The organism is Pseudomonas trivialis (assembly GCF_036864995.1).
In the GTDB taxonomy this organism is placed as follows: domain Bacteria; phylum Pseudomonadota; class Gammaproteobacteria; order Pseudomonadales; family Pseudomonadaceae; genus Aquipseudomonas; species Aquipseudomonas trivialis.
This window is the reverse complement of record NZ_CP142151.1, coordinates 1,726,395-1,750,635: the sequence shown is the minus strand read 5'-3', so window position 1 is coordinate 1,750,635 and position 24,241 is coordinate 1,726,395. Positions and strand designations below refer to the sequence as shown.

Here is a 24,241-nt window from a genome sequence, read left to right as displayed (position 1 = left end):
GTTTCCTCGAAGTTACGGGTCCGGACTGTCGATGGTCAGCGGCTGCAACGCAGTGGTGCTGCTGGCCAGGGGTTGGCTGCGGCCGATCCACTCGCCGGCGGTTGGAATACCTGCCCGGGATATGCGCGCAACCAGTTGGACTTCAGGGAAGTTGGACAGTTTCAACGACGGCATCATCGCGTCGGCATCCCCCAGTTCGACGGTGATCGGCAGCTCGGCGACGGTCACACGCTTGACCGCAAGCGGCGCGGGCGGGCCCTTTACCGCGCGGGCGAAGATGAACACGCTGTCGGTGGGCAAAACGTTGGCTTTTACCTCGGCGGACAGGTCCACGCGCACCGTCATCACCGACTTTTGCGCCACCACACCGCCGCCCTCCTTGAGTTTCTGCGCCGCGCGGTCGATGCCACCCTGCAGTGCGGCGCGGGAGTTGTCTTCGGCCGGCAACTGCGCCAACAGGCGATTCCAGTAGTCGATGGCTGCCTGATAGCGCTGGCCCTCGAACGCGGCGATGCCAAGCAGGCCGAGGCTGGTGACTTCCTTAGGATCCAGCTTCAACGCTTCGTCCGTGAGTGCCTGAATCCTGGGCGACCATTGTTTGTTGTTGGCAAAATACTGCGCCTGCGCCCACTGCCCGAGCAATTCCGGCCGGCGCCCGGCCAGGGCCACGGTGCGTTCGAACATCCTGGCGGCATCGGCAGAACGGCCCTGACCCATATAGGCGCGGCCAAGGAAATACAGGCCTTCGGCCGAGTCGGGCTGGGCCGCAGCGGCGCGCTCCAGGCGGTGGGTCATGTCTTCCATGGACACCGGCGGCCGCGAGAACTCGCGGGTCAGTTCAACCTTGTCGCTGGCGCCGTAGTGCAAGTACAGCGCAACGCCCAGCACCGGGACCAGAAACGCCGCCAACAATGGCAGCGGTTTGCCCAGGCGCGACTCGCGGGGCAGTTGCACGCCTTCGGTGTCGGCCAATAACTCGCGCGCAGCTTCGGCACGGCCGGTCTCCAATTGCGCAGCGTTGAGTACGCCTTCCTGTTGCTGCACTTGCAGCTCGGCGAGGCGCTCCTGATACAGCGCGACGTTCAGTGCGGTGCGATCCTCTTCACGCTGGGCACGCCGGTCGCGCAACACGGGAATCAACAGAAAACTCAGGGCGGTCAACAGCAGCAAGCCGGCGGCGAGCCAGAAATCAATCATCGGTCTTGGCATCCAGCAAGTGGTCGAGACGTTTGCGCTCCTCAGGGGACAGCGCGTCGGATCCATTGGTCGGTGCAGCACGCCGACGACGCACGATCACCGCCATGACGACCAGCCCCGTCAGCAACAACCCGGCAGGCCCGAACCAGAGCAGCGCGGTTTTGGCGTTGAGGGCCGGTTTGTAGCGCACGAATTCACCGTAGCGGTCGACCATGAAGTCGATGATCTGCTGGTCGTCCTTGCCCTCCCCCAGCATGCGGAAGATCTCTTTGCGCAGGTCGGCGGCGATGGGCGCGTTGGAGTCGGCGATATCCTGGTTCTGGCACTTGGGGCAGCGCAGTTCTTTGGTCAGTTCGCGAAACCGCGTGCGCTCGGCGTCACTGGCAAATTCATAGGTATCGATGGCAGCGTGGGCCACACCGGCCAATCCCAGGGCCAGCACGGCAGCGGCAAGCAGGCGCTTCATGGCTTGGCCTCATCGACCAGCGCCTGGTACTTGGCGGCCAGTTGCTCGTGCCATACCGCCTCGTCAATCACGCCGACGTACTTGTCGCGGATCACGCCCCTGGCATCGATGAAGAAGGTTTCCGGAGCGCCGTACACGCCAAGGTTCAACCCGAGGTTGCCGTCGTCATCGCGAATATTGAGTTGATAAGGGTTGTGAAACTCGGCCAGCCATTTCAGCGCGGCGGCGTTATCGTCCTTGTAGTCGATGCCGTAGATCACCACGCCCTGCTCGGCCAGCTTGTTCAACACCGGGTGCTCGACGCGGCAGGAGATGCACCAGGTGCCCCACACGTTGACCAGCGCCGGCTTGCCCAGCAGGTCGGCGCGGGTCAGGGTTTTATCGCCCTGCACGCTGGGCAATGAGAAGTCGGGAAACGGCTTGCCGATCATGGCCGACGGCAGCTCGGCGGGGTTCAGGTACAGCCCGCGATAAAGAAACACCGCCACCAGCAGAAACAACACCAATGGCACCAGCATCAACCCACGCTTCATACCGCAGCTCCTTGCAGGCCGAGGGCTTCGCGCACCCGGGTTTTAACTTTGATGCGATAACGCCGGTCAAGCGCCGCCAGCAAACCGCCTGCGCCGGTGAGCAGGCCGCCGAACCAGATCCAGCGCACGAACGGTTTGACGTGCACGCGCACCGCCCAGGCGCCCTCGCCCAACGGTTCGCCCAGGGCCACATACAAATCGCGGGTAAAACCGGCGTCGATGCCGGCTTCGGTCATCATCGAACTCTGCACCGTGTACAGGCGTTTTTCCGGGTGCAGCACGGCCACTTCCTTGCCGTTGCGAATGACGCGCACGGTGCCTTTGTCGGAGGTGAAGTTCGGCCCTTCAAAGTGCCTGGCGCCTTCGAAAATAAAGTGGTAACCGGCCAGGTCCATCGATTCGCCCGGTGCCAGACGCAGGTCGCGCTCGGCGCTGTTCTGGCTGGACAGCACCACGCCCAGCGCGCACACCGCAATGCCCAGGTGCGCAATCTGCATGCCCCAGTAACTGCGAGTGAGGCCCGGCAGGCCTTTGATCAAGCCTTTGTGGCGCGTCTTGTCGACGATGTCGCGCATACCGGCGAGCAATACCCAGCCCGCCAGCAGGAAGGTGGCGAGCACCGCCCAGTTGAAGTCGCCATAGGCAATGCCTGCGATGACTGCCAGGGCCACGCTGCCCAGCAGCACCGGCATCAGCATGCCGGCCAGCCACTTCAGCGGGGTGTCTTTCCAGCGCACCAGCATGCCGACTGCCATCACCACCATCAGCAGGCCCATCAACGGAATGAACAACGCGTTGAAATACGGCGGGCCGACCGACAGCTTGGCGCCGCTCAGAGCATCCAGCACCAGCGGATACAGGGTGCCGAGCAGGATCATCGAGGCGGCCACCACCAGCACCAGGTTATTGCCCAGCAGCAGGGTTTCCCGCGACCACAGGTTGAAGCCCACCTGGCTCTTGACCACCGGTGCGCGCAGGGCGAAAAGGGTCAGAGAGCCGCCGACCACGAACAGCAGGAAGATCAGGATGAACACGCCCCGCGCAGGGTCGGACGCGAACGCGTGCACCGACGTCAGCACCCCCGAACGCACGAGGAACGTGCCGAGCAGGCTGAGGGAAAACGCGGCAATTGCCAGCAGCACCGTCCAGCTTTTGAACACGCCGCGCTTTTCCGTAACCGCCAGCGAGTGAATCAGCGCAGTGCCCACCAGCCAGGGCATGAACGAGGCGTTTTCCACCGGGTCCCAGAACCACCAGCCGCCCCAGCCGAGTTCGTAGTAGGCCCACCACGAACCCAGCGTAATGCCGATGCCGAGGAAGGCCCAGGCGACGATGGTCCATGGCCGCGACCAGCGTGCCCAGGCCGCATCGAGGCGCCCGCCGAGCAAGGCAGCGATGGCGAAGGCGAAGGCCACGGAGAACCCGACGTAGCCCATGTAGAGCATCGGCGGATGCACGATCAGGCCGATGTCCTGCAGCAACGGATTAAGGTCGCGCCCGTCCATCGGGATTTGCGGCAGGATGCGGCTGAACGGGTTGGAGGTCATGATCAGGAACAGCAGGAAACCGATGCTGATCATGCCCATCACCGCCAGCACGCGGGCCAGCATCACCTGCGGCAATTGGCGCGAGAACACCGACACGGCGAAGGTCCAGCCGCCGAGGATCAAGGCCCACAGCAACAGCGAGCCTTCGTGGGCGCCCCACACGGCGCTGAACTTGTAGTACCAGGGCAAGGCGCTGTTGGAGTTGTTGGCGACGTAGGCGACGGAAAAGTCGTCGGTCATGAAGGCGTAGGTCAGGCAACCGAACGCGAACAGCAGGAAGGCAAACTGGCCCCAGGCGGCCGGCTGCGCCAGGCTCATCCACAGCCGGTCGCCGCGCCAGGCGCCGAGCAACGGCACCACGGCCTGCACGACGGCGAAGCACAGGGCGAGGATCATCGCCAACTGGCCAAGCTCCGGAATAAACAATGCGGACGTCATGGCTTAACCTCCCTGGCCGGGGTTGGCGCGGACTGGCCGCTGTCTTTAAGGGCTTTGGTCACCTCGGGCGGCATGTATTTCTCGTCGTGCTTGGCCAGCACTTCATCGGCCACCACCACGCCCCTGGCGTTGAGCTTGCCCAGGGCGACGATGCCCTGGCCTTCGCGGAACAGGTCCGGGAGGATACCGCGATAGGTGATGGTCACGGCCTTGCTGAAGTCGGTGACCACGAAGGTCACGTCCAGGGAGTCGCCGGAACGTTTCAACGAGCCTTTTTCCACCATGCCGCCGGCGCGGATCCGCGTGTCCAGAGGCGCTTCGCCGTTGGCGATCTGGGTCGGCGTGTAGAAGAGGTTGATGTTCTGCTGCAGCGCACTCAACGCCAGGCCCACGGCAATGCCGACACCGGCCATGATGGCGAGGATGATCAACAGGCGCTTTCTACGCAGCGGATTCACTTTTCGGTCTCCCGGCGCAAACGACGCGCCTCTTGTTGCAGGTAACGCTTGCGGGCCAGGATCGGCGCGCAGACGTTGAGGGCCAGCACCGCCAGGCAGATGCCGTAGGCTGTCCACACATACAGGCCGTGGTGGCCCATCGCGAGAAAATCACTGAACGAAGCGAAGCTCACGGGCGTACTCCCAAGCAGCGCTGTATTTCGGCCTTGGCCCAACTGGCGCGGGCTTCACGCTTGAGCACTTCAAGGCGCATGCGCAGCAGCAACACGGCGCCGAAGAAGCAGTAGAAGCCCAACACCATCAGCAGCAGTGGCGCCCACATTTCCACGGGCATTGCCGGTTTTTCGGTGAGGGTGAAGGTGGCGCCCTGGTGCAGGGTATTCCACCACTCAACCGAGTATTTGATGATCGGGATGTTGATCACGCCGACGATGGCCAGCACCGCGCAGGCCTTGGCCGCGCTGTCACGGTTGCTGATCGCGTTGCCCAGGGCAATCAGGCCGAAATACAGGAACAGCAGGATCAGCATCGAGGTCAGGCGCGCATCCCACACCCACCACGAACCCCAGGTGGGTTTGCCCCAGATCGCCCCCGTCACCAATGCCACGGCGGTCATCCATGCACCGATGGGCGCTGCGCATTGCAGCGCCACGTCGGCCAGTTTCATCCTCCACACCAGCCCGACGATGCCGCACACCGCCAGCATCACGTAGCAGGACTGCGCCAGCATGGCGGCGGGCACGTGGATGTAGATGATGCGAAAACTGTTGCCTTGCTGATAGTCCGGCGGAGCGAAGGCCAGGCCCCAGACCAGGCCGGTGCCGATCAGCAGCAGTGCGGCGATGCTCAACCCCGGCAGCAGCTTGCCGCTGATGCAGTAAAACCATTTGGGCGAGCCGAGCTTGTGAAACCAGGTCCAGTTCATTGCTGTTTCTCACGGTTGCGTCTTGCCGTGGCAAAACGCTTAGGGTCTTTACTGGCCGAGCCAGACCTCATTATTCGCCAACGCTGATTTTCAGGCCGGCCGCTATGGCAAAGGGTGTCAGGGTTACCGCCAGGGCGGTCAGGCTGCCCAGCCACAACAGGTAACCGCTGGCCGGCAGCCCCATGAGCGCGGCCTGCAACGCGCCGCTGCCGAGGATCAACACCGGGATATACAACGGCAGAATCAACAGGGCCAGCAGCAGGCCGCCGCGCTTCAAACCGACGGTCAACGCGGCGCCCACTGCCCCCAGCAGGCTGAGCACCGGCGTGCCGAGCAACAAAGACAGTAACAATACCGGCAGACACTCGACGGGCAAGCCCAGCATCATCGCCAGCAGCGGCGCGAGCAACACCAGCGCCAGGCCGGAAAACACCCAGTGTGCCAGCACCTTGGCCAATACCAGAAGCGGCAACGGGTGCGGCGAAAGGACCCACTGCTCCAGGGAGCCGTCTTCGAAATCACTGCGAAACAGCCCGTCCAGCGACAGCAGCACGGATAACAGCGCGGCCACCCACACCAGCCCCGGTGACAGGGTTTGCAACAGCCCGGTCTCGGGACCGACTGCCAACGGGAACAGTGCAATGACGATGGCGAAGAATACCAAGGGGTTGGCCAGCTCGGCCGGGCGGCGGCACAACAGCCGCGCCTCGCGGGCGACCAGCAGGGCGAACACACTCATGCCGGCCACCGGCTCAGGTCCAGCTCGCGGTAACCGGCGGGCGTGTGCGCGAGGGTGTGGTGCGTGGTGAGCACTACGCTGCCGCCCTGCTCACAGTGCCTGGCCAGGTGCTTTTCGAGTTGGGCGACGCCTTGTGTGTCCAGGGCGGTAAACGGCTCGTCGAGGATCCACAACGGCGGGCCGGGCAGATACAGACGCGCCAGCGCCACGCGCCGTTGCTGGCCCGCAGACAGGGTGTGGCACGGCACGTCTTCAAAGCCCTTGAGGCCGACAGCGGCCAGGGCCTGCCAGATCGCGTCGCGACTGGCCGGGCGATGCAGGGCGCAGAGCCAGCCGAGGTTTTCTTCAGCGCTGAGCACATCCTTGATCCCGGCGGCGTGGCCGATCCAGATCAGGTTGCGTGCAAGCTCGCGGCGTTGCTCGTTCAGCGGTTTGCCGTTGAGCTGCACCTCGCCTGCAGTCGGCTGCATCAACCCGGCCAGCAGGCGCAGCAGACTGGTCTTGCCGCTGCCGTTGGGGCCGCTGACCTGCACCATGTCGCCCGCCGCGATCCGCAATTCGAGGTGTTCGAACAGCAGACGCAGGTCGCGTTCACAGGCAAGCGCTATGGCTTCAAGAAGAGGGCTGGTCAAAAGATCGTGGGCCTTTACGGTTCAAGTCGGCGGTGCGGCGGCCGTTATAGAGAGCAGCACAATAACGGCTTTGGCGACTGATTTAGAGAGCTGGATCAAATGGTTGTGAGGTTTTTAGCGCTCTCTGTGCGCACGGGCGGCATTATACATGCGATGCCCTACGCTAAAGAGGGCAATTTCCCCAGAGATGGCGCGCACGATGACCGGTGAAATCAACCTTCCCACGCTTGCTCCCGCCCCGGCGGCAGGGCCCAGTGCTGCGCCCGCGGTGGGCCAGTTGCTGAAACTGCTGGAGCCACAGGTCGGGCTGATCGACGTGGGAAAAACCGCGAATGCCGAAGTCATCGCGCTCAAACAAGGCGGTGAGGCGTTTCAGTTGCTGCTCAAGCTGACGCTCGACGGCGGCCGCCAGACGCTGGTGCAGGCCAGCAGCCCGCAACCGCTGCCATTGGGCAGCAACGTCGCGGTCAGCCAGACGCAGGCAGGCAACCTGACCTTGAGCCTGCAGCAGGCCATGAGCGCCAATGTCGCCGCCCTAACCAGCCTTGACACTGAGCAGTTGCCGGTCGGCACGCTGTTGCAGGCCAAGGTGCTGACCACTCAGGTGCTGCCCCAGGGCACTGCGCAACCGGCGGTCTACCGCTCGCTGGTTACGGTGCTCAATAACGCCTTGGCTGGCGCCACCCTGACGGTGGAGAGCCCGCAGCCGTTGCGGGTGGGCAGCTTGCTCAGCGCCGTGGTGCAGAATGCGCAAACCCTGAATTTTGTGCCGCTGAGCGGGCTCCAGGACCAACTGGCCGTCACCCAGCAGCTCGCGACCCAGCAAAGTCGTCAGGGCTCGCTGGATGCGGTGTTCACCGCCCTGCAGAACCTGCCCCGTGGCGACAGCGTCTCAGCCGATCTACGCGCGGCGGCCGACCGTTTGTTGGCGGCGTTGCCGGATCTGGCCCAGGTGAGCAATCCCAAGGTGCTGGCGCAAGTGATCCAGAACAGCGGTGCTTTTCTTGAAGCCAGATTACTGGTCGGGCAAAACCCGCAGATTCCGCCGCTGGATATGAAAGGCGCGCTGCTGCGCCTGGTCGCCGACCTGCTGCCCGCCCTGCCCGCGTCCACCAACCTGAACGCCATTCTTGCCGCCAACACGCTGGCCCAGGCCATGCCGAATTTCGTGCGCAGCCCGCTGGGTACACTCGGACAGGTCGGCGCGCGCCAGGCGCCCGCCGGCTTCCCGTTGCCCGAGCGGCTGATGGCGAAACTGGAAGGCGAAGGCGATCTGGAAAACCTGCTGCGCCTGGCGGCCGGAGCGATTTCCCGGCTACAGAGCCATCAACTGTCGAGCCTGGAACAAACCGGTCTCACCGCCGATGGCCGCCTGCAAAGCACCTGGCAGATGGAGATCCCCATGCGTAACCTGCAGGACATCGTGCCGTTGCAGGTCAAGTTCCAGCGCGAGGAGCCCGCGCCGGACAAGGATGAGCCCGAACGCAAAGCCAGCAAGGACGCCAGGCAGATGCTCTGGCGCGTCGAGCTGGCGTTCGACATGGAGCCGCTGGGGCCGTTGCAGGTCCAGGCGCAGTTGAGCCAGGGCAAACTGTCCAGCCAGTTGTGGGCGACACGGCCGTTTACGGCCAGCCTGATCGAAAGCCATCTGGGCACGTTGCGCGAACGCCTGGTGACATCCGGCATCAACGTCGGCGACCTCGATTGCCATTTGGGCACACCGCCACGCGGCCCCAAAACCGGACTGGAACAACGCTGGGTGGATGAAACCGCATGAATGACGCCCACTCACCCCGCCAGGCGATTGCCCTCAAGTACGACGGCCAGCAGGCGCCGACCCTCACCGCCAAGGGCGACGACGCCCTGGCCGAAGCCATTCTCAAGCTGGCCCGGGAAAACGAGGTGCCCATTTATGAAAATGCCGAGCTGGTTAAGCTGCTGGCGCGCATGGAACTGGGCGACAGTATTCCCGAAGAGCTGTACCGCACCATCGCGGAGATCATCGCGTTTGCGTGGACACTGAAAGGTAAATTCCCGGTGGACTACGACCCGGATGCCGGGCCGGTGGAGCGCGACGTTACCGAGCGCGGCGACGATTACTGAACCACCCAGGATTCAATGTGGCGAGCGGGCTTGCCCCGCGTTGGGGTGCGAAGCGCCCCCATTAAAGAGCACGCGTTGTACCTGACACTGCTCAGCGCATGGTTTTGGGGCTGCTGCGCAGCCCAACGCGGGGCAAGCCCGCTCGCCACAGAGATTGGGTCGCCTGAAATTTCAGGCTTTAAAATCAACAGGTTATTTTTGTTTGATACAAGAGAGGGCTTACCCTCGGCCACAGTGGGATCGGTGGTCAGTTCAGGACTTCGCTCAAGGGGATGAAGCTGACGCGGTCTCCGAGAGCCAGCGTGGTGCCCTCCAGCACTTCCACAAAACCCTCGGCCCACGCCGCACTGCGCAGTACGCCGGAGCTCTGGTTGCGGTAGATGATCGCCTGGCCCTGCTCGATGCGTCCGCGCAGGTATTCGCGGCGGTTGCCGGGCTTGGGCCAGACGAATCCCGCCGGTACGTTGAAACGCAGCGGTTCGACGTCAGGCACGCCCTGGCGGCGCAACAGGTAAGGCCGGGCCAGCAGCGCGAAGGTCACCAGGGTGGACGCTGGATTGCCGGGCAGGCCAATCACCGGCACGCCACGAAAATGTCCGAACGTCAGCGGCTTGCCGGGTTTGATCGCAAGCTTCCACAGGGCCAGTTCGCCCTCTTCACGCAGAGCGATGCCAAGGAAGTCCGCTTCGCCTACGGAAACACCGCCGGTGGACAGGATCAGGTCGACGCTGCCAAGGCCTGCCAGGCGCGTGCGGGTCTGTTCAAGATCGTCCGGGAGGATGCCGGCGTCGATCACTTCACAACCCATGCGCGTCAGCCAACTGCACAATACGCGGCGGTTGCTGTTGTAGATCTGGCCTGGGCCCAGGGGCAGCCCGGGTTCGATCAACTCATCACCGGTCGACAACACGGCCACGCGCACGCGGCGCACCACGTCCAGGCGATCACGTCCAAGCGACGCAGCCAGTCCCAGTTCTATAGGGCCCAGGCGCGTGCCGGCGGCCAGGACCTTATCACCGACGGTGGTTTCCTGGCCCTGGGGGCGGATGTTCTGCTGCGCCTGTAGCGGCTCGCTGAAACTCACGCGCTCATCGGCATAAACCACCGCGTTCTCCTGCATTTCCACGCAGTCGGCGCCCTCCGGCAGCGGCGCACCGGTGAAGATCCGTGCACAAGTGCCTGCCGCCAGCGGCGTCGGCGCCTGGCCGGCGAAGATGCGCTGGCTCACCGCCAATGGCTTGCCATTCCAGTCCGCCACACGCAGCGCGTAGCCGTCCATGGCGCTGTTGGGCCAGGGCGGCAAGTCGAGGGTGGACACCAAATCCTGCGCCAGCACGCGACCATCGCAATCAGCCAGCATCAGCACTTCGCGCTCGCTAATGTGCGCCGCGTCAGCCATGTCCAGCAAGCGTTGCAGGGCTTCTTCCACCGGCATCAGGGCGCCGGTCTTGCCGGGCTTACCCACGTGATTCACAGGGCTCGGCCTGCTTCAAATGGGGTACGAAGTTGCAGGGGCGATGGCGGTTATCCAGTTGCTCGGCGAGGATGCCATCCCAGCCAGTGCGCACCGCGTTGGTGGAACCCGGCAGGCAGCACACCAGCGTGCCATTGGCCAGGCCGGCCAGGGCGCGGGACTGCACGGTGGAGGTGCCGATATCGGCCACGGAAATCTGGCGAAACAGCTCGCCAAAGCCATCGACCTGCTTGTCGAGCAGGCAGCTTACGGCTTCGGGGGTGCTGTCGCGGCCGGTGAAGCCGGTGCCGCCGGTGATCAACACCACTTGCACCACGTCTTCGGCGATCCAGTGGGCCACCTGGGCGCGAATCTTGTAGAGGTCGTCCTTGAGCAATACGCGTTCGGCCAGACGGTGGCCGGCGGCGGTGAGACGGTCAACGAAGACCTGCCCCGAGGTGTCGGTGTCCAGGGTGCGGGTGTCGCTGACAGTCAGTACGGCGATATTCAGGGGTACGAAAGGCGCATCAGCCTTGGCTTTCATGGCTCGGTCCGGTTGTCGAAGGAACAGCCCGGTGTTATATCACAGGCCCCTGTTGAGCTGCCGCTGCGGAGCCGCCATGTCTGTTGATTCTTCCCCACTGCCCTGCTCGGTCCTGCTGCTGGCCGGAGGCCGCGGCCAGCGCATGGGCGGTCAGGACAAGGGCCTGCTGGACTGGCGCGGCCAGCCCCTGATCGCCCACCTGCAGCGCCTGACGCGACCGCTCACCGATGACCTGATCATCTCGTGCAACCGTAACCACGAGCGGTACGCGCCGTATGCCGATCAACTGGTGAGCGACGACGATGCGGATTTCCCCGGGCCTTTGGCAGGCATTCGTGTAGGACTGGCCGCCGCACGTCACGCGCACTTGCTGATACTCCCGTGCGACGTACCGCAGATCGACGCGCGATTGCTTGCCGACCTTTGTGAGAAGGCGCAACGCAATCCCCGACTGCCGGTCATGGTGCGCCACGGCGAATTCTGGGAACCCCTGATCTGCATTATTCCCACAGCCCTCGGAGCCGAGGTGGAACGGGCCTGGGACGCCGGTGAGCGCAGCCCGCGCAGAATCTTCCTGCAATGCGGTGCAATCGGCCTGCAATGCCCGGCCGATGACCCGCGACTGGCCAACCTGAATACGCCGGAACTGTTGCTTCAAAGGTCCGGCGTGTCAGAATGAACCTCGCACAAGGAACTTGCAGGCGTCGTACACGTCTCAAGGTCAGCCATTAAGAAGCAGTATTCTCTCGGAGACAAACTCATGACTCAACGGACCATCGCCGCTCTCATGCTTGCACTGGGCCTTGCCACCCTCGCCGGTTGCGCCTCGCCGACAGTGATCACCCTGAATGACGGTCGCGAAATCCAGGCCGTCGATACGCCGTCGTTCGACAAGTCGTCGGGCTTCTACGAGTTCGAACAACTGGACGGCAAGCGCACCCGCCTGAATAAAGACCAGGTTCGCACCGTTAAAGAGCTGTAAGCCCACGGCTTGCACACAAGGCCCGCCTCGCGCGGGCCTTTTTGTTTGTGCGGGTTACCAGTCGAGGGTAATCCCGCTGCGAAAACTGCGTTGCTGTCCGGTGACCGGGTCGATAAACCGCACGCCCTGGGCCAGCAGCTTGAGGGGGTTGGCGTAATCGTCTTCGGCATCCTTGATCACGTCCGGATAGAACGGATCGTTGCAGATACTCGCGCCGAGCGCCGTCATGTGCACGCGCAACTGGTGCTTTTTGCCGGTGACGGGAAACAGGCCGTAGCGCCACAACCCGGCATTTTTTTCGCGTACCTCCACCGCCGTTTCGGTATTGCTGACGCCAGCACCTTCCTGCATGCGAAAGAACGGCTGGCCCTCCACCAGACGACTTTTGTGCACCAGGGGAAAGACGAGGTCGGGTAAGGCCGGGGCGATGGCTTCGTAGAATTTGTCGATGCGCCGCGTGGGAAACAGTTGCTGATAGGCCGAGCGGCTCTGTGGGTTGGCGGAGAACAGCACCAGCCCGGCGGTGTGTCGGTCAATCCGATGCAGGGGCACCAGCGACGGGTTGTCCAGGCGATGAATCAGCCGGCGTAACAGGGTCTGTTCGACGTACTCACCGGCGGGCGTCACCGGCAAAAAATGCGGTTTGTCGGCCACCACCAGATGTTCGTCGGCGTAGAGGATGGTTTCCTGCACCGGGATCACTTTCTCGTTGGGCACTTCACGAAAGTAATGGATGCACAAGCCTTCCCTGTAGGGCAGTTGCGTGTCGATCGCCTTGCCGTCGCTGTCCAGCACCCGGCCACGGGCGATACGGTCAAGCCATTGCTCACGACTGATCGCCGGAAAATGCGCACACAGGCATTCGAGCACTGTAGGCCAACGGCCGGGCGGCAAATACAAGGTACTGGCTTGGTGCCGGGAGGCGGAAAAAACGGAAGTGGACATGCGTGAGACCTTGGCTGAAACAGGCCGGCATTATCCCGCATGGAGCGGGATTGAGCCTAGGGCAGATCTCAGGCCTTGGCCAACTGCGTGCGCAGAATCGGCGAGGCGCTGGCCGCTTCAGTAAACTCCTTGAGCCAGCGCAACACGTCCACCGCTTCCCAGCGGCCCGGATCGTAAAGCGCGTACAACAAGCCCTGGTAACCCACCACATCCAGCTGCTTGTGATAACCGGCACGCTGAAACAACGCCTCGATTTCAGCAAAGCAGGTGTTGAAGTGCACTTTGTTGAACGGCGTCTTGCCTTCCGTGACCAGGCCGTCCAGGCGCAGCTCGCTCACCGCATCGCGCACAATGTCGACGGACATGCGATTGACGCTGCTTTTCAGTTGTTCAACATTCACCACGGGCGTTCCCTCAATTCAATAGCTGTACAAACATACAGTAAAGTAATATTCGGAAATCCGCCATGCCCTGTATGTCAGACAAGGAAGGCAATCACTTGGGCAGTGTCGAACGGCCAGTCGAGTTCGGCCCCCGTGTCCACCCGGCGAAGTACCGGAATCCTTGGGCCGTAAAGGTCGGTAAGGTCCTGGGGAGCGGTGATATCCATCCGTTCGACCCACAATCCGTGTTCGACCAACGGCATGATTTCGGCCTCGGCTATTTCACAAAGATGGCAACCCAGGGTGCCGAACAGCTGGCATTCAGGCAGCATGCTGTGGGGACCTGATCAAAAAACAGGCAACCATTCTAAGCGTTTCAGTCGCCCGGCACAGCCTTGCCAGGCGTACGGCCCGACCGCCCGCATTCAGCGCAACCGCGATGCCCGCGCACCAAGGTACGGCAAAAGCTTCAGCAGACAATTACACTGAACCTTCGACACCACCCGCGACTCGAAACCACACGTACCGATCAGCCCATCACGGAGATAACCATGGCCAGAAAAACAGCACAGACCGCCCAAGAGATCCTCATGGCGGATTTTCAAACCCTGGTAAGCGATACCGAAAAGCTGCTGGACGACACCGCCATCCTCGCCGGCGACCAGGCTGACGAGCTGCGCAGCAAGATCCACGAGAGTCTGCTCAAGGCTCGCGAAACCCTGCAAACCACTGAAGACTCCCTGCGCGAGCGCGGCCAGGCGGCCGTTACCGCGACTGAAGATTACGTGCAGGCCAACCCCTGGCAGTCTGTCGGCATTGCTGCCGGCGTGGGCTTTTTGATCGGTCTGCTGGCTACAAGGCGCTAAATCATGGCTATCGGCGAAAGCGGCTCGTCAACGGGCCAAGGTTCGACTTCACGACGTCTGGGCGCAGCCGTACTGGGCTTGCTGCACAGTCACGTCGAGTTGTTCGGCATCGAATTGCAGGAACAGAAAGCCCGTACCGTCAGCCTGCTGCTGTTCGCCGGCCTGGCGCTGGTGTTTGCGCTCCTGTTGCTGGTGGGGCTGTCGACCCTGGTGATGATCCTGGTGTGGGATACAGGTTATCGCCTGACCGGCATTATCTGCCTGTGTGTGTTCTACAGCCTGGCTGCAGTCTTCTGCGGGGTGCGTTTGAAAGCGGCGGTGTTCGATGAGTCCACGCCGTTCCACGCCACCCTCGAAGAGCTGGCCAATGATCGGGAGCGTCTGTTGCCATGAGCCGCAATGAAGTTGTAAACACCGACTCCCGCCGCGACATGCGCAAGGCGTTGATACGCCTGCGCATGGAAATGCACCGCCAGGAGATTCGCCACGAGTCCCAGCAATTGATGGCGCCCCTGCACAAGATGCGCGACATGCGTCATAACTGGCAGGACAGCCTGGGCGTCAAGCACGCGCCACTGTGGGGTATGGCAGCGGTGACCCTGATGGGGTTCTTCACCGGCAAGGGCGCCAAAAGCGGTAGCATCAGCAGCGTGACACGCCTGGTGCGATTGGGCGCCGGCTTGATCCCGCTGATCAAACTGGCGATGGCGGGCGCTTCACGCAAACGCTAAGCGTCGCTGGCTGCAATCTTGCAAGCATCGTTAAAGATAGAAACGGCCCGGCCCTCGATATCGAGGGTCGGGTCTTTTTTTGCCCACGTGCTAAGGAGGCCCCGTGATCGACGGGCAACCGCTCGCCTGTTTCCAGCCGTTTATCGATACCGCTACCGGACGCATTGCCGGCGTCGAAGCCTTGGGCCGCCTGCGCCAGGCTGACGGGAGTCTGCTATCGGTAGGCCCCCTGTTCGCCGACCCACGCACGCCGGGGGCGGCGTTGCGTCGCCTGGACCGGCGGATCCGCGATAACGCCCTGAGCCGCCTGCATGAAGCGCCGCATGACTGGTTCCTGAGCCTGAATATCTCGCCCCGCTGGATCAATCGCCTGCGCCCGGGCCAGGCGCTGCCGAGCCTGAAACAGCTGCAGACCCACGGTGTCGACCCACGACGCATCGTGTTCGAGATCACTGAACTGGGCGGCAATATCCAGCGCCTGGCCGATGTAGTGGTGCGTTATCGCGAGGCCGGTGCGCGTATCGCCATTGATGACTTTGGCGCCGGCTATTCCCAGCTCGATCGGGTGCTGGCGTTGCAGCCGGACATCCTCAAGCTGGACATGCGGCTGTTCCAGGCGGCGGCCGAAGGCGGGCCGAGCAGCGATGTGGTGCGGGCGCTGGCACAGATGGCGGAAAAGACCGGCTGCTGGATCATCGCCGAAGGCGTGGAAACCGAAGCCCAACTGAGCTTCGCTCTGGAATGTGGCTCGCGCTATGTGCAGGGCTACCTGTTTGCCCAGGCACAGTTGGACTGGTTTGCCACCGATACCTTCGTGCCGCACTTTGCCCACCTGCGCAACGCGTACGTGCAGCAGAAGCTGGCAGAACGCGGGCGCGTCATGCACCTGCGCGAGCAATTGACGCAACTGATGAGCATCCTGCAGAGCTGGGCCCAGGGCCAGGCGCCGCTGAACCAATTACCGCCCCTGACGGATTTCCCCTGGCTGTTGCGGTTCTACCAGTGCGACCGCCACGGCACCCAGCTGACACCCAATATCGAATGGCGCGAGTGTGCCTGGCACAGCGACAGCCGCTACCTGGGCCACAACTGGTCATGGCGCCCGTACTTCTATCACTTGCTGGCCGAAGGCTGGGAAGAGCGGCGCCTGATCCTGTCGTCGACCTACCGCGACGCCACCACCAACCAGTACTGCCTCACGGCCGGACAATTCTTCGACAACGGTCAGCGTTTGCTGTTAATCGACATCGATGCAGCCGGCCTGTAGATTTTTGCTTGCCCCGCCAGGGCGGAACCGGGAAGCTGGGCGGGTCATTCACCGCACGGAGAGTAACCGCCTTGGATTGGCCCACCCTGCTGACCCGCGAACGTCTTGGAAAACCCCTGCACAGCCCCGAAGAACTAGGCCGCAGCCCGTTTCACAAAGACCATGACCGCATCATTTTCTCCGGCGCATTCCGCCGCCTGGGCCGCAAGACCCAGGTGCATCCCGTGTCGAGTAACGACCACATCCACACGCGCCTGACCCACTCCCTGGAAGTCAGCTGCGTCGGCCGCTCCCTGGGCATGCGCGTGGGTGAAACCCTGCGCAGCGCCCTGCCCGACTGGTGCGACCCGAGCGACCTGGGCATGGTGGTGCAATCGGCCTGCCTGGCCCACGACATCGGCAACCCGCCGTTCGGCCATTCGGGCGAAGACGCCATACGCCACTGGTTTCAGCAGGCCGCGGGCCGTGGCTGGCTGGACGACATGAGCGGCGCCGAGCGCAACGACTTCCTCAATTTCGAAGGCAATGCCCAGGGCTTTCGCGTACTCACCCAGCTGGAATACCACCAGTTCGACGGTGGCACTCGCCTGACCTACGCCACCCTGGGTACCTACCTGAAATACCCCTGGACCGCACGCCACGCCGATGCCCTGGGCTACAAGAAGCACAAGTTCGGCTGTTATCAGAGCGAACTGCCGATCCTCGAACAGATCGCCCACAAGCTCGGCCTGCCGCAACTTGAGGAACAACGCTGGGCTCGTCATCCGCTGGTTTACCTGATGGAGGCCGCAGACGACATCTGCTACGCCTTGATCGACCTGGAAGACGGCCTGGAAATGGAGCTGCTGGAATACGCCGAGGTCGAGTCATTGCTGCTCGACCTGGTGGGCGACGACTTGCCGCAGACCTATCGGCAACTGGGCGCCGAGGATTCGCGGCGACGCAAGCTGGCGATCCTGCGCGGCAAGGCCATCGAGCACCTCACCAACGCGGCTGCGCGCGCCTTCGTTGAGCAGCAGGACGCCTTGTTGGCCGGCACCCTGCCGGGCGATCTGGTGGAGCACATGCACGGCCCGGCCAAGCGCTGCGTACTGGATGCCAAGGACATGGCGCGCAAGAAAATATTTCAGGACAAGCGCAAGACCCTGCATGAAATCGGTGCCTACACCACGCTGGAAATCCTGCTGAACGCTTTTTGCGGTGCCGCCCTGGAGCAGCATGGCGGACGTACGCCGTCGTTCAAAAACCGACGCATCCTTGACCTGCTGGGCAACAGCGCACCGGACCCGGCCTGGCCGCTGCACGCCTCGTTCCTGCGGATGATCGACTTTATCGCCGGCATGACCGACAGCTACGCCACGCAAATGGCACGGGAGATGACTGGGCGTTCGAGTCCGAAGTGAGCATGGGATCAAGCCGCCTGTCATGTGCGCAGAAATTGCCTACAACCCTAACAGAGCGGCCTGATCGAATTCGCGCAGTTATCCAAAGAATAATCGCGCACGCTTCTGGCCGACTCAGCGAGTCATTCCCAAGCCCCCTATCGACGCTTGACTGCCCCGTGTGCCTTCCATGCCCGCTCGCACCGTTCGAATCCTGTTGGTGGAGGATCATCCCTTTCAACTCCTGGCCACCCAATGCCTGCTCAAAAGCTTCGGCTTCGAGCAACTGACCCTTGCAGAAAACGCTGAACAAGCCATCCATTCGATGTGCACCGCCACAGCCCCTTTCGACCTTATGCTCTGCGACCAGTGTCTGCCTGACCTGCCGGGGCTGGAGCTGGTGGAAATTGCCAGCCGCCAGCATTTCATCACCGGTGCCATTCTACTGAGCGGGTTGCCGGCGATGGAGCTCTCCAACCTGACCCTGCAAGCCTTGCAACGCGGCCTGCCCATCCTTGGTTACTTACCGAAGCCATTAAACAAGGACGAACTTTCACTGTTAATGGCGCCACTGTTTCAACTCTGACTGTAGGACTTTAAACATCAGGACGCGAAAAAATTACTTGAAAAGCAACGTGAACCGCCTCGTGCCGCCAGTTATTACTTCCCATCAAAATTTGCTTACACCAGACACCACAAAGCCTTAACGCTGCGTAGGTTGCCACCTTTTTTCATGTAGGAATTTTCCTGTTTTATACCTGTCTCCCCAAGGCTCATGCTCACCCCTCATCTTCTGAGCTAATGTGCCCGCTTTATTTGCACTTGCATGGAATGTGATTATGAACACCGTTTTTATCATTGATGACCATCCCGTTATCAGGCTGGCGATTCGAATGTTGCTGGAACATGAAGGTTATAAAGTCGTTGGTGAAACGGATAATGGCTGCGACGCCATACAGATGGTGCGCGAATGCATGCCCGACCTGATCATTCTGGATATCAGCATCCCGAAACTGGATGGCCTGGAAGTGCTCTGCCGTTTCAACGCCATGAACACGTCAATGAAGACTCTGATCCTCACGGCCCAATGCCCGACGCTGTTCGCCACGCGCTGCATGCGCTCGGGCGCCGATGGCTACGTGTGCAAGGAGGGTGACCTGAGTGAGCTGCTGAGTGCCATCCGCGCCGTACTGTCCGGCTACAACTATTTTCCCAGCCAGGCGTTGAATGCCGGCAGCACGGACGGCAACGACACAGAGGAACTTGAACTATTTAAAATGGTAAATGACAGGGAACTGATGGTCTTGCAACTTTTTGCACAAGGCCGCACTAACAAGGAAATAGCAAAAGGCATGTTCTTGAGCAATAAAACCGTAAGCACTTATAAAAAACGGCTTATGCAAAAACTGAAAGCCAAGTCCTTGGTAGAACTTATCGAGATGGCAAAACGAAACGCGCTAGTGTGAGAAAGCGGATGCCCAGCCGTATAAAGGACTATTTGGTTATATTAATTGCCGGCGTGTGCTTCAGCACGACCGCGCCCGCCGATCATCAAACCGGCCCGGAACACTTCACCTTACTGAGCCGTGCGGGTGCCGTTCAACTGGAGTCTCGACTGGACAGGACTCAGCGCCAATGGTTGCAGAACAAACGCGAACTGGTGCTGGGGACTGCTGCGCCCGATTACCCGCCCTTCGACCTCACCTCCAGCGGTCGCGACTACGAGGGGTTGACCGCCGACTACGCAGGGCTGCTGGCCAATGCCCTGAACCTGCCCATCACAGTATTGCGCTACCCCACACGTGATGCAGCAATCCGCGCCCTTGAATCGGGCGACATAGACATGCTGGGCTCCGCCAATGGCTTCGAGGCCGCCAACACGAACCTTGTGCTATCGGAGCCGTACGCGGTGGATCAACCCGTGCTGGTGACCCGCGAGGGAGAAACCCGCAGCCTGAACGATAACCTGGCCGGGCTGCGCTTGAGCCTGGTGTATCACTACCTGCCGCTGGACGAAGTGGAAAAGCTGTACCCGCAAGCGCACATCAGCACCTATCCCTCGTACCAGAACGCCTTGAATGCAGTGGCGTTCGACCAGGCCGACGTGTTCCTGGGCGATACCATTTCCACCCATTACATGATCAACAAGGGCTACCTGAAGAATGTGCGCATGGCCAATTTCGGCAAACATGAAGCCTACGGTTTCAGCTTTGCGTTACGCCAGGACCAACGCATCCTGCTGTCCCTTGTCGACTCGGTACTGGCCGCGGTGCCCATCAACGAACGAGACAGTATCGCCAAGCGCTGGAGTGCCGGCAGCGATATCCTGCTGACCGACAAGAAGCTGCACCTGACGCCGCGCGAAGAGCGTTGGCTGCAGGAACATCCGGTGGTCAGCGTGCTGGTCAATGAAACCTTTGCGCCGCTGACCTTTTTTGATGCAGACGGCAACTTCCGTGGCGTCACCGCCGACTTGCTGGAACTGATTCGGTTGCGTACCGGCCTGCGCTTCGAGATCCGACGCACGCGTGAAGTCAACACGATGATCGAAGAAGTCAGCACCGGAAAAGCCGACATCATCGGTGCAATTATTCCCAGCGATGAGCGGGAGAACCAACTGAACTTCAGCCGTCCCTATCTGGAAAACTCCTATGTGCTGTTGACACGCAAGGAGCCCAAAGCCCCCCTGAACCTGGAACAGATGGCGGGCAAACGTCTGGCGATCACCCAAGGCAACCCCCTGATTAACATGCTCGCTCAGGACTTCCCGCTGATTCAACAGGTGGAGGCCGGCGACACCTTCAAGGCCTCCGAACTGCTGGCACAGGGACAGGTGGACGGTGCAGTGAATTCGCTGGTGATCGCCAATTACCTGATGTCTTCCCAGGTGTTCCAGGACAAGCTGCAGATCAGCACCAGCATTGGCACCCTTCCGGCCACTTTTGCCCTGGCCACGTCGCGCGAAGCCACCGAGCTGAGTTCGATCCTCGACAAAGCGTTGCTCAGCATTGCCCCGGATGAACTGGGCGTCATCAACAGCCGCTGGCGGGGATACTCCGCAGCCTCCGACAGCTACTGGCGCAACTACCATCGCCTGATTACGCAGATCATTATCGGTGCCGGGCTGTTACTGCTCACTTCCCTGACCTGGAACGCCTACATGCGCCGCCAGATCACCCAGCGAAAACAGGCTGAGCGTGCGCTCAACGATCAGTTCGAATTCATGCGCGCACTGGTCAATGAAACCCCGCATCCGATCTATGTACGGGATCGCAATGGTTTGCTGCAGACCTGCAACGACAGTTACCTGCAAGCGTTCGGCGTCCAGCGTGAAGACGTGATCGGCAAAAACGTGACCCAGATGAACATGGTCATCGAGGCGGAAGCTGCGCAGTACCACGCCGATTACCAGCGAGTCGTGGCGCAGGGCAACCCGCTGATTCTGGATCGCACCCTGCATATCCAGGGCAAAAAGCTGACGATCTATCACTGGATTCTTCCCTATCGCGACTCGGTCGGGGAGGTCCAGGGCATCATCGGTGGCTGGATCGATATCAGTGATCGCCGCCAATTGTTCGACGAGCTGCGCGCGGCCAAGGAACGCGCCGACGAAGCCAATCGAGCAAAAAGCACCTTCCTTGCGACCATGAGTCATGAAATCCGCACGCCGATGAACGCAGTGATCGGCATGCTCGAACTGACGCTCAAGCGCGCCGACCAGGGCCACCTTGATCGTCCGGCCATCGAGGTGGCCTACAACTCGGCCAAGGACTTGCTGGAGTTGATCGGCGATATCCTTGACATCGCGCGTATCGAATCCGGGCGCTTGAGCCTGGCACCGGAGCGCGTGAATCTGCGAGAAGTGATTGAATCGGTGGTGCGCGTATTCGATGGCCTGGCGCGGCAGAAAACTCTCAGCCTGCTGCTGGAGTTCAAGCCGGAGCGGGACGCCACCGAAGTGCTGATCGACCCGCTGCGCTTCAAACAGGTGCTGTCGAACCTGGTGAGCAATGCCATCAAGTTCACCGAACACGGGCAGGTAAAGATCAAGGTGGACGTACAACCCACCGCCCAGCCGCAGCAGGTGGAAATGAAGCTGGTGGTCGAGGACACCGGCATCGGCATCAGCCGTGACGACCAGATGCGCCTGTTCGAACCTTTCGCCCAGGCCGACAATTCCGGGCAACTGGCCAGGAGCGGTGCAGGTCTGGGGCTGGTGATATGCCGCAGCCTGTGCGCCATGATGGGCGGGCAACTGAGCCTGAGCAGTGTGCCGATGGTGGGTACACAGGTGCATGTCCATTTGAAAATGCCGAGCCTGCAGCCGGTCGAGCGTGTGGACGAACCCAAGCCGGTCGCCCCCGCCCCTGCACTGGTGCTCAACGTGCTGGTGGTGGATGACCACCCTGCCAACCGCTTGCTGATGTGCCAGCAACTGGGCTATCTGGGGCATCAGTTCACCGCCGCCCAACACGGTGCGGCCGGGTTCCAGGCGTGGCGCCAGGAACGCTTCGACCTGGTCATCGCCGACTGCAACATGCCCATCATGAACGGCTACGAGTTGAGCCGCTCGATCCGCGAATATGAACAGCGCGAGCAACTTCCCCCCTGCGTGGTGCTGGGCTTTACCGCCAACGCCCAGCCGGAGGAGAAACTGCGCTGCAAGGAGGCCGGCATGGATGACTGCCTGTTCAAGCCGATCAGCCTCACGGTGCTGGAGCGACAACTGGCGCAGGTCGAGCGACAATCCTGTGACACGCCGCTGGCCCTCGCCAGCCTCGACCATTTGACGGGAGGTGACGCCCAATTGAGCCGCCGACTGCTGGAAGAGTTATTGAGCAGCAGTCGTGATGACCGTCAGGAGTTGATGGCCCTCACCACGCGCCGCGCGAGCCTCCAGGCGTTCATCGAGCAGGCGCACAAGATCAAGGGCGCCGCACGCATCGTGCAGGCCGACGCCCTGGCCGCGCAGTGCGAGACCGTAGAACAGGCCTGTGCCCGGGAAGATGATTGGCCTGCAATCGAAGCGGCCATCAAAATCCTGGAAAAAGGCATGCTTGAGCTGGAAAGGACACTGCTCATACAACTCAACAGCCTGAAGGCGCCAGGCTGATCAGCAATCCGTCAAACGCAGAAAAATCGCCGCCAGTTGTTCGATACCCGCCTGGTCCTGCTCGGTGAAACGGGCCAGCGACGGGCTGTCGAGGTCGAGCACGCCAATCAACTGGCCATTCTTGACCAGCGGCACCACGAGTTCACTGTTCGAGGCGCTGTCGCAGGCAATATGCCCGGCAAACGCATGCACATCTTCCACCCGCTGGGTTTGTCGCGAGGCCGCCGCCGCACCGCATACACCGCGGCCAAACGGAATACGCACACAGGCAATCTGGCCCTGAAACGGACCAAGCACCAGCTCTTCATTACGATTGAGGTAGAAACCGGCCCAGTTGAGGTCGTCCAACTGGTTGTACAGAAACGCGGAAAACTGTGCGCTGTTGGCGATGAAATCACGCTCATCCGCCAGCAGTGACTCCAACTGCGCGCATAACATGGCGTAGCCGTCCAGGCCGGTACCCGCGTGTTGCAAATCGATCATGGTTGACGCTCCAGCAATTTGAGACCCACCCAATAGCGGGCGAATTGATACGCGCAACGGCCGTTGCGGTTGCCGCGTCCGGTGGCCCAGCGTACGGCGAGAATGTCGAGGGCTTCATCGCGCTGCCACTGCAGCCCGGCCTTGCTTGCCAGCTCGCCGATCCAGTGTTCGACCACATCGAGGAAATGTTCCTGGGTAAACGGGTAGAACGACAGCCACAAGCCAAATCGGTCGGACAGGGCAATCTTGTCTTCCACCGCTTCGCTGGGGTGCAGCTCGCCGTCCACGCGCTTCCAGTTGTCATTGTCGCTCTGGTTTTCCGGAACCAGGTGACGGCGGTTCGAGGTGGCATACAACAGCACGTTGTCCGGCGCCTGTTCCAGGGAGCCGTCGAGCACACTCTTGAGAATGCGGTAGTCGCCCTCACCGGCTTCAAACGACAGGTCATCGCAAAACAGGATGAAACGTTGCGGCAGCTTGAGCAATTGCTCGACCACACGCGGCAGATCGGCCAGATGGTCGCGCTCGATCTCGATCAGGCGCAAGCCGGCCTTGGCGTGTTCGGCCAGCAGGGCGCGCACCATGGAAGATTTGCCGGTGCCCCGCGAGCCCCATAGCAACGCATGGTTGGCGGGCAGGCCATTAAGAAACTGCTGGGTGTTGCGTGCCAGTTGCTCACGCTGTTTATCTACGCCAATCAGGTCGGACAGGCGCATATCGAGGCTGACCTCCAGTGGCAGCAGGAAGCCGCTGCGGCCCTCGCGCTGCCAACGGGCGGCCAGGCACTGGTGCCAGTCGATGGCTTGGCGTGGCGCAGGTAACAAGGGTTCCAGCCGCGCGAGTACCGCGTCGGCACGCTCAAGAAAAGCGTTCAATCGAGAGTCCACGTCTATTCCTCTGGCAAGTTCCTGCAAAAGATGGCGTATTGGCAGCCGTGCTGCTGGCCGCAACAGGCTGCACCTGTAAAAATAAACGATTCGTGCCGGGCAAGCCTTGGCTTGTGGATGTTCAGCTATGCTTGCCGGGCGAAAGGAAACGTGAAGTGGTTCAACAC

Annotated in this window: 28 protein-coding genes; 12 read left to right on the top strand and 16 right to left on the bottom strand. The window is 61.8% G+C overall.

Annotated elements, in window-relative coordinates:
• Positions 1 to 12: 12 nt before the first annotated feature.
• The 9 genes from ccmI to ccmA all read right to left on the bottom strand — a co-directional run bounded on the left by ccmI (position 13) and on the right by ccmA (position 6,935).
• The gene (gene ccmI / locus VRB54_RS07870) at positions 13 to 1,197 is read right to left on the bottom strand and encodes a c-type cytochrome biogenesis protein CcmI (RefSeq protein WP_338480251.1); all 1,185 of its coding nucleotides are present in this window, start codon (positions 1,195 to 1,197) and stop codon (positions 13 to 15) included.
• Positions 1,190 to 1,663, bottom strand: coding sequence for a cytochrome c-type biogenesis protein (locus VRB54_RS07865; protein WP_338480250.1), 474 nt, complete (start codon positions 1,661 to 1,663; stop codon positions 1,190 to 1,192). Before VRB54_RS07865 ends, ccmI begins: the two co-directional genes overlap by 8 nt.
• Positions 1,660 to 2,196 (bottom strand): DsbE family thiol:disulfide interchange protein, encoded by a 537-nt coding sequence (locus VRB54_RS07860; RefSeq protein ID WP_338480249.1) that lies wholly within the window; start codon positions 2,194 to 2,196, stop codon positions 1,660 to 1,662. Before VRB54_RS07860 ends, VRB54_RS07865 begins: the two co-directional genes overlap by 4 nt.
• The gene (locus VRB54_RS07855) at positions 2,193 to 4,181 is read right to left on the bottom strand and encodes a heme lyase CcmF/NrfE family subunit (protein WP_338480248.1); all 1,989 of its coding nucleotides are present in this window, start codon (positions 4,179 to 4,181) and stop codon (positions 2,193 to 2,195) included. The genes VRB54_RS07860 and VRB54_RS07855 overlap by 4 nt, the downstream gene beginning before the upstream one ends.
• Positions 4,178 to 4,639 carry a cytochrome c maturation protein CcmE gene (ccmE, locus tag VRB54_RS07850; protein WP_338480246.1) on the bottom strand — a complete coding sequence of 154 codons (462 nt, stop codon included), beginning with the start codon at positions 4,637 to 4,639 and terminating at the stop codon, positions 4,178 to 4,180. Before ccmE ends, VRB54_RS07855 begins: the two co-directional genes overlap by 4 nt.
• Positions 4,636 to 4,812, bottom strand: coding sequence for a heme exporter protein CcmD (gene ccmD / locus VRB54_RS07845; protein WP_322213111.1), 177 nt, complete (start codon positions 4,810 to 4,812; stop codon positions 4,636 to 4,638). The genes ccmE and ccmD overlap by 4 nt, the downstream gene beginning before the upstream one ends.
• Entirely contained in the window at positions 4,809 to 5,564 is a 756-nt protein-coding gene (locus VRB54_RS07840; RefSeq protein ID WP_338480245.1) for a heme ABC transporter permease, read from the bottom strand. Before VRB54_RS07840 ends, ccmD begins: the two co-directional genes overlap by 4 nt.
• Before the next feature lie 70 nt (positions 5,565 to 5,634).
• A complete protein-coding gene (ccmB, locus tag VRB54_RS07835) occupies positions 5,635 to 6,303 on the bottom strand; it encodes a heme exporter protein CcmB (RefSeq protein WP_209980551.1) in 669 nt (222 codons plus the stop codon).
• Positions 6,300 to 6,935, bottom strand: a complete 636-nt coding sequence (gene ccmA / locus VRB54_RS07830) for a cytochrome c biogenesis heme-transporting ATPase CcmA (protein ID WP_338480244.1) — start codon at positions 6,933 to 6,935, stop codon at positions 6,300 to 6,302. The genes ccmB and ccmA overlap by 4 nt, the downstream gene beginning before the upstream one ends.
• Positions 6,936 to 7,134: 199 nt before the next feature.
• On the opposite strand from ccmA, the gene VRB54_RS07825 reads away from it, so the two are divergent.
• Positions 7,135 to 8,712 carry a flagellar hook-length control protein FliK gene (locus VRB54_RS07825; protein ID WP_338480243.1) on the top strand — a complete coding sequence of 526 codons (1,578 nt, stop codon included), beginning with the start codon at positions 7,135 to 7,137 and terminating at the stop codon, positions 8,710 to 8,712.
• A complete protein-coding gene (locus tag VRB54_RS07820; RefSeq protein WP_338480242.1) occupies positions 8,709 to 9,038 on the top strand; it encodes an EscU/YscU/HrcU family type III secretion system export apparatus switch protein in 330 nt (109 codons plus the stop codon). The genes VRB54_RS07825 and VRB54_RS07820 overlap by 4 nt, the downstream gene beginning before the upstream one ends.
• Before the next feature lie 247 nt (positions 9,039 to 9,285).
• Here VRB54_RS07820 and glp read toward each other — a convergent pair whose 3' ends face one another.
• Positions 9,286 to 10,512, bottom strand: coding sequence for a gephyrin-like molybdotransferase Glp (gene glp, locus VRB54_RS07815; RefSeq protein ID WP_338480241.1), 1,227 nt, complete (start codon positions 10,510 to 10,512; stop codon positions 9,286 to 9,288).
• Complete coding sequence (moaB, locus tag VRB54_RS07810; RefSeq protein ID WP_057008368.1) at positions 10,496 to 11,035, bottom strand: molybdenum cofactor biosynthesis protein B; 540 nt, start codon at positions 11,033 to 11,035, stop codon at positions 10,496 to 10,498. Before moaB ends, glp begins: the two co-directional genes overlap by 17 nt.
• Positions 11,036 to 11,111: 76 nt before the next feature.
• On the opposite strand from moaB, the gene mobA reads away from it, so the two are divergent.
• Together mobA and VRB54_RS07800 are read left to right on the top strand one after the other, a co-directional pair.
• On the top strand, positions 11,112 to 11,714 hold the full coding sequence (gene mobA / locus VRB54_RS07805; protein ID WP_338480240.1) for a molybdenum cofactor guanylyltransferase MobA: 603 nt from the start codon (positions 11,112 to 11,114) through the stop codon (positions 11,712 to 11,714).
• Between the two features lie 81 nt (positions 11,715 to 11,795).
• Complete coding sequence (locus VRB54_RS07800; protein WP_015371619.1) at positions 11,796 to 12,017, top strand: YgdI/YgdR family lipoprotein; 222 nt, start codon at positions 11,796 to 11,798, stop codon at positions 12,015 to 12,017.
• A gap of 54 nt (positions 12,018 to 12,071) precedes the next feature.
• On the opposite strand, the gene VRB54_RS07795 is transcribed toward VRB54_RS07800, so the two are convergent.
• From VRB54_RS07795 to VRB54_RS07785, 3 genes are all read right to left on the bottom strand, one after another.
• A complete protein-coding gene (locus tag VRB54_RS07795) occupies positions 12,072 to 12,962 on the bottom strand; it encodes a pseudouridine synthase (RefSeq protein ID WP_338480239.1) in 891 nt (296 codons plus the stop codon).
• A gap of 68 nt (positions 12,963 to 13,030) precedes the next feature.
• Complete coding sequence (locus VRB54_RS07790) at positions 13,031 to 13,366, bottom strand: transcriptional regulator (RefSeq protein ID WP_209980536.1); 336 nt, start codon at positions 13,364 to 13,366, stop codon at positions 13,031 to 13,033.
• 74 nt (positions 13,367 to 13,440) lie between these two features.
• A complete protein-coding gene (locus VRB54_RS07785) occupies positions 13,441 to 13,677 on the bottom strand; it encodes a glutaredoxin family protein (RefSeq protein WP_338480238.1) in 237 nt (78 codons plus the stop codon).
• 219 nt (positions 13,678 to 13,896) lie between these two features.
• On the opposite strand from VRB54_RS07785, the gene VRB54_RS07780 reads away from it, so the two are divergent.
• From VRB54_RS07780 to VRB54_RS07745, 8 genes are all read left to right on the top strand, one after another.
• On the top strand, positions 13,897 to 14,211 hold the full coding sequence (locus VRB54_RS07780) for a DUF883 family protein (protein ID WP_057008372.1): 315 nt from the start codon (positions 13,897 to 13,899) through the stop codon (positions 14,209 to 14,211).
• A gap of 3 nt (positions 14,212 to 14,214) precedes the next feature.
• The gene (locus VRB54_RS07775) at positions 14,215 to 14,604 is read left to right on the top strand and encodes a phage holin family protein (protein WP_003233323.1); all 390 of its coding nucleotides are present in this window, start codon (positions 14,215 to 14,217) and stop codon (positions 14,602 to 14,604) included.
• Positions 14,601 to 14,942, top strand: a complete 342-nt coding sequence (locus tag VRB54_RS07770; RefSeq protein ID WP_003233325.1) for a hypothetical protein — start codon at positions 14,601 to 14,603, stop codon at positions 14,940 to 14,942. Before VRB54_RS07775 ends, VRB54_RS07770 begins: the two co-directional genes overlap by 4 nt.
• A 103-nt stretch (positions 14,943 to 15,045) precedes the next feature.
• A complete protein-coding gene (locus VRB54_RS07765) occupies positions 15,046 to 16,209 on the top strand; it encodes an EAL domain-containing protein (RefSeq protein ID WP_338480235.1) in 1,164 nt (387 codons plus the stop codon).
• A gap of 71 nt (positions 16,210 to 16,280) precedes the next feature.
• A complete protein-coding gene (locus tag VRB54_RS07760) occupies positions 16,281 to 17,612 on the top strand; it encodes a deoxyguanosinetriphosphate triphosphohydrolase (protein WP_338480234.1) in 1,332 nt (443 codons plus the stop codon).
• 169 nt (positions 17,613 to 17,781) lie between these two features.
• A complete protein-coding gene (locus VRB54_RS07755; protein WP_338480233.1) occupies positions 17,782 to 18,177 on the top strand; it encodes a response regulator in 396 nt (131 codons plus the stop codon).
• Positions 18,178 to 18,430: 253 nt separating this feature from the next.
• Entirely contained in the window at positions 18,431 to 19,057 is a 627-nt protein-coding gene (locus VRB54_RS07750) for a response regulator transcription factor (protein ID WP_338480232.1), read from the top strand.
• Positions 19,058 to 19,065: 8 nt separating this feature from the next.
• Positions 19,066 to 22,704: a transporter substrate-binding domain-containing protein gene (locus VRB54_RS07745; protein WP_338480231.1), complete on the top strand. Its 3,639-nt coding sequence runs from the start codon at positions 19,066 to 19,068 to the stop codon at positions 22,702 to 22,704.
• Here the strand turns inward: VRB54_RS07745 and VRB54_RS07740 are convergent, their stop codons facing one another.
• Both VRB54_RS07740 and VRB54_RS07735 read right to left on the bottom strand, forming a co-directional pair.
• The gene (locus tag VRB54_RS07740; protein WP_231423567.1) at positions 22,705 to 23,187 is read right to left on the bottom strand and encodes a GAF domain-containing protein; all 483 of its coding nucleotides are present in this window, start codon (positions 23,185 to 23,187) and stop codon (positions 22,705 to 22,707) included.
• On the bottom strand, positions 23,184 to 24,074 hold the full coding sequence (locus tag VRB54_RS07735) for an ATP-binding protein (RefSeq protein ID WP_338480230.1): 891 nt from the start codon (positions 24,072 to 24,074) through the stop codon (positions 23,184 to 23,186). Before VRB54_RS07735 ends, VRB54_RS07740 begins: the two co-directional genes overlap by 4 nt.
• Positions 24,075 to 24,241: the final 167 nt, after the last annotated feature.

Coding starts and splice junctions, on each gene's coding strand:
- ccmI (WP_338480251.1), bottom strand. CDS start 1,197: ATGATTGATTTCTGGCTCGCCGCCGGCTTGCTGCTGTTGACCGCCCTG.
- VRB54_RS07865 (WP_338480250.1), bottom strand. CDS start 1,663: ATGAAGCGCCTGCTTGCCGCTGCCGTGCTGGCCCTGGGATTGGCCGGT.
- VRB54_RS07860 (WP_338480249.1), bottom strand. CDS start 2,196: ATGAAGCGTGGGTTGATGCTGGTGCCATTGGTGTTGTTTCTGCTGGTG.
- VRB54_RS07855 (WP_338480248.1), bottom strand. CDS start 4,181: ATGACGTCCGCATTGTTTATTCCGGAGCTTGGCCAGTTGGCGATGATC.
- VRB54_RS07840 (WP_338480245.1), bottom strand. CDS start 5,564: ATGAACTGGACCTGGTTTCACAAGCTCGGCTCGCCCAAATGGTTTTAC.
- ccmB (WP_209980551.1), bottom strand. CDS start 6,303: ATGAGTGTGTTCGCCCTGCTGGTCGCCCGCGAGGCGCGGCTGTTGTGC.
- VRB54_RS07825 (WP_338480243.1), top strand. CDS start 7,135: ATGACCGGTGAAATCAACCTTCCCACGCTTGCTCCCGCCCCGGCGGCA.
- VRB54_RS07820 (WP_338480242.1), top strand. CDS start 8,709: ATGAATGACGCCCACTCACCCCGCCAGGCGATTGCCCTCAAGTACGAC.
- moaB (WP_057008368.1), bottom strand. CDS start 11,035: ATGAAAGCCAAGGCTGATGCGCCTTTCGTACCCCTGAATATCGCCGTA.
- mobA (WP_338480240.1), top strand. CDS start 11,112: ATGTCTGTTGATTCTTCCCCACTGCCCTGCTCGGTCCTGCTGCTGGCC.
- VRB54_RS07800 (WP_015371619.1), top strand. CDS start 11,796: ATGACTCAACGGACCATCGCCGCTCTCATGCTTGCACTGGGCCTTGCC.
- VRB54_RS07795 (WP_338480239.1), bottom strand. CDS start 12,962: ATGTCCACTTCCGTTTTTTCCGCCTCCCGGCACCAAGCCAGTACCTTG.
- VRB54_RS07785 (WP_338480238.1), bottom strand. CDS start 13,677: ATGCTGCCTGAATGCCAGCTGTTCGGCACCCTGGGTTGCCATCTTTGT.
- VRB54_RS07780 (WP_057008372.1), top strand. CDS start 13,897: ATGGCCAGAAAAACAGCACAGACCGCCCAAGAGATCCTCATGGCGGAT.
- VRB54_RS07775 (WP_003233323.1), top strand. CDS start 14,215: ATGGCTATCGGCGAAAGCGGCTCGTCAACGGGCCAAGGTTCGACTTCA.
- VRB54_RS07770 (WP_003233325.1), top strand. CDS start 14,601: ATGAGCCGCAATGAAGTTGTAAACACCGACTCCCGCCGCGACATGCGC.
- VRB54_RS07755 (WP_338480233.1), top strand. CDS start 17,782: ATGCCCGCTCGCACCGTTCGAATCCTGTTGGTGGAGGATCATCCCTTT.
- VRB54_RS07750 (WP_338480232.1), top strand. CDS start 18,431: ATGAACACCGTTTTTATCATTGATGACCATCCCGTTATCAGGCTGGCG.
- VRB54_RS07745 (WP_338480231.1), top strand. CDS start 19,066: ATGCCCAGCCGTATAAAGGACTATTTGGTTATATTAATTGCCGGCGTG.
- VRB54_RS07740 (WP_231423567.1), bottom strand. CDS start 23,187: ATGATCGATTTGCAACACGCGGGTACCGGCCTGGACGGCTACGCCATG.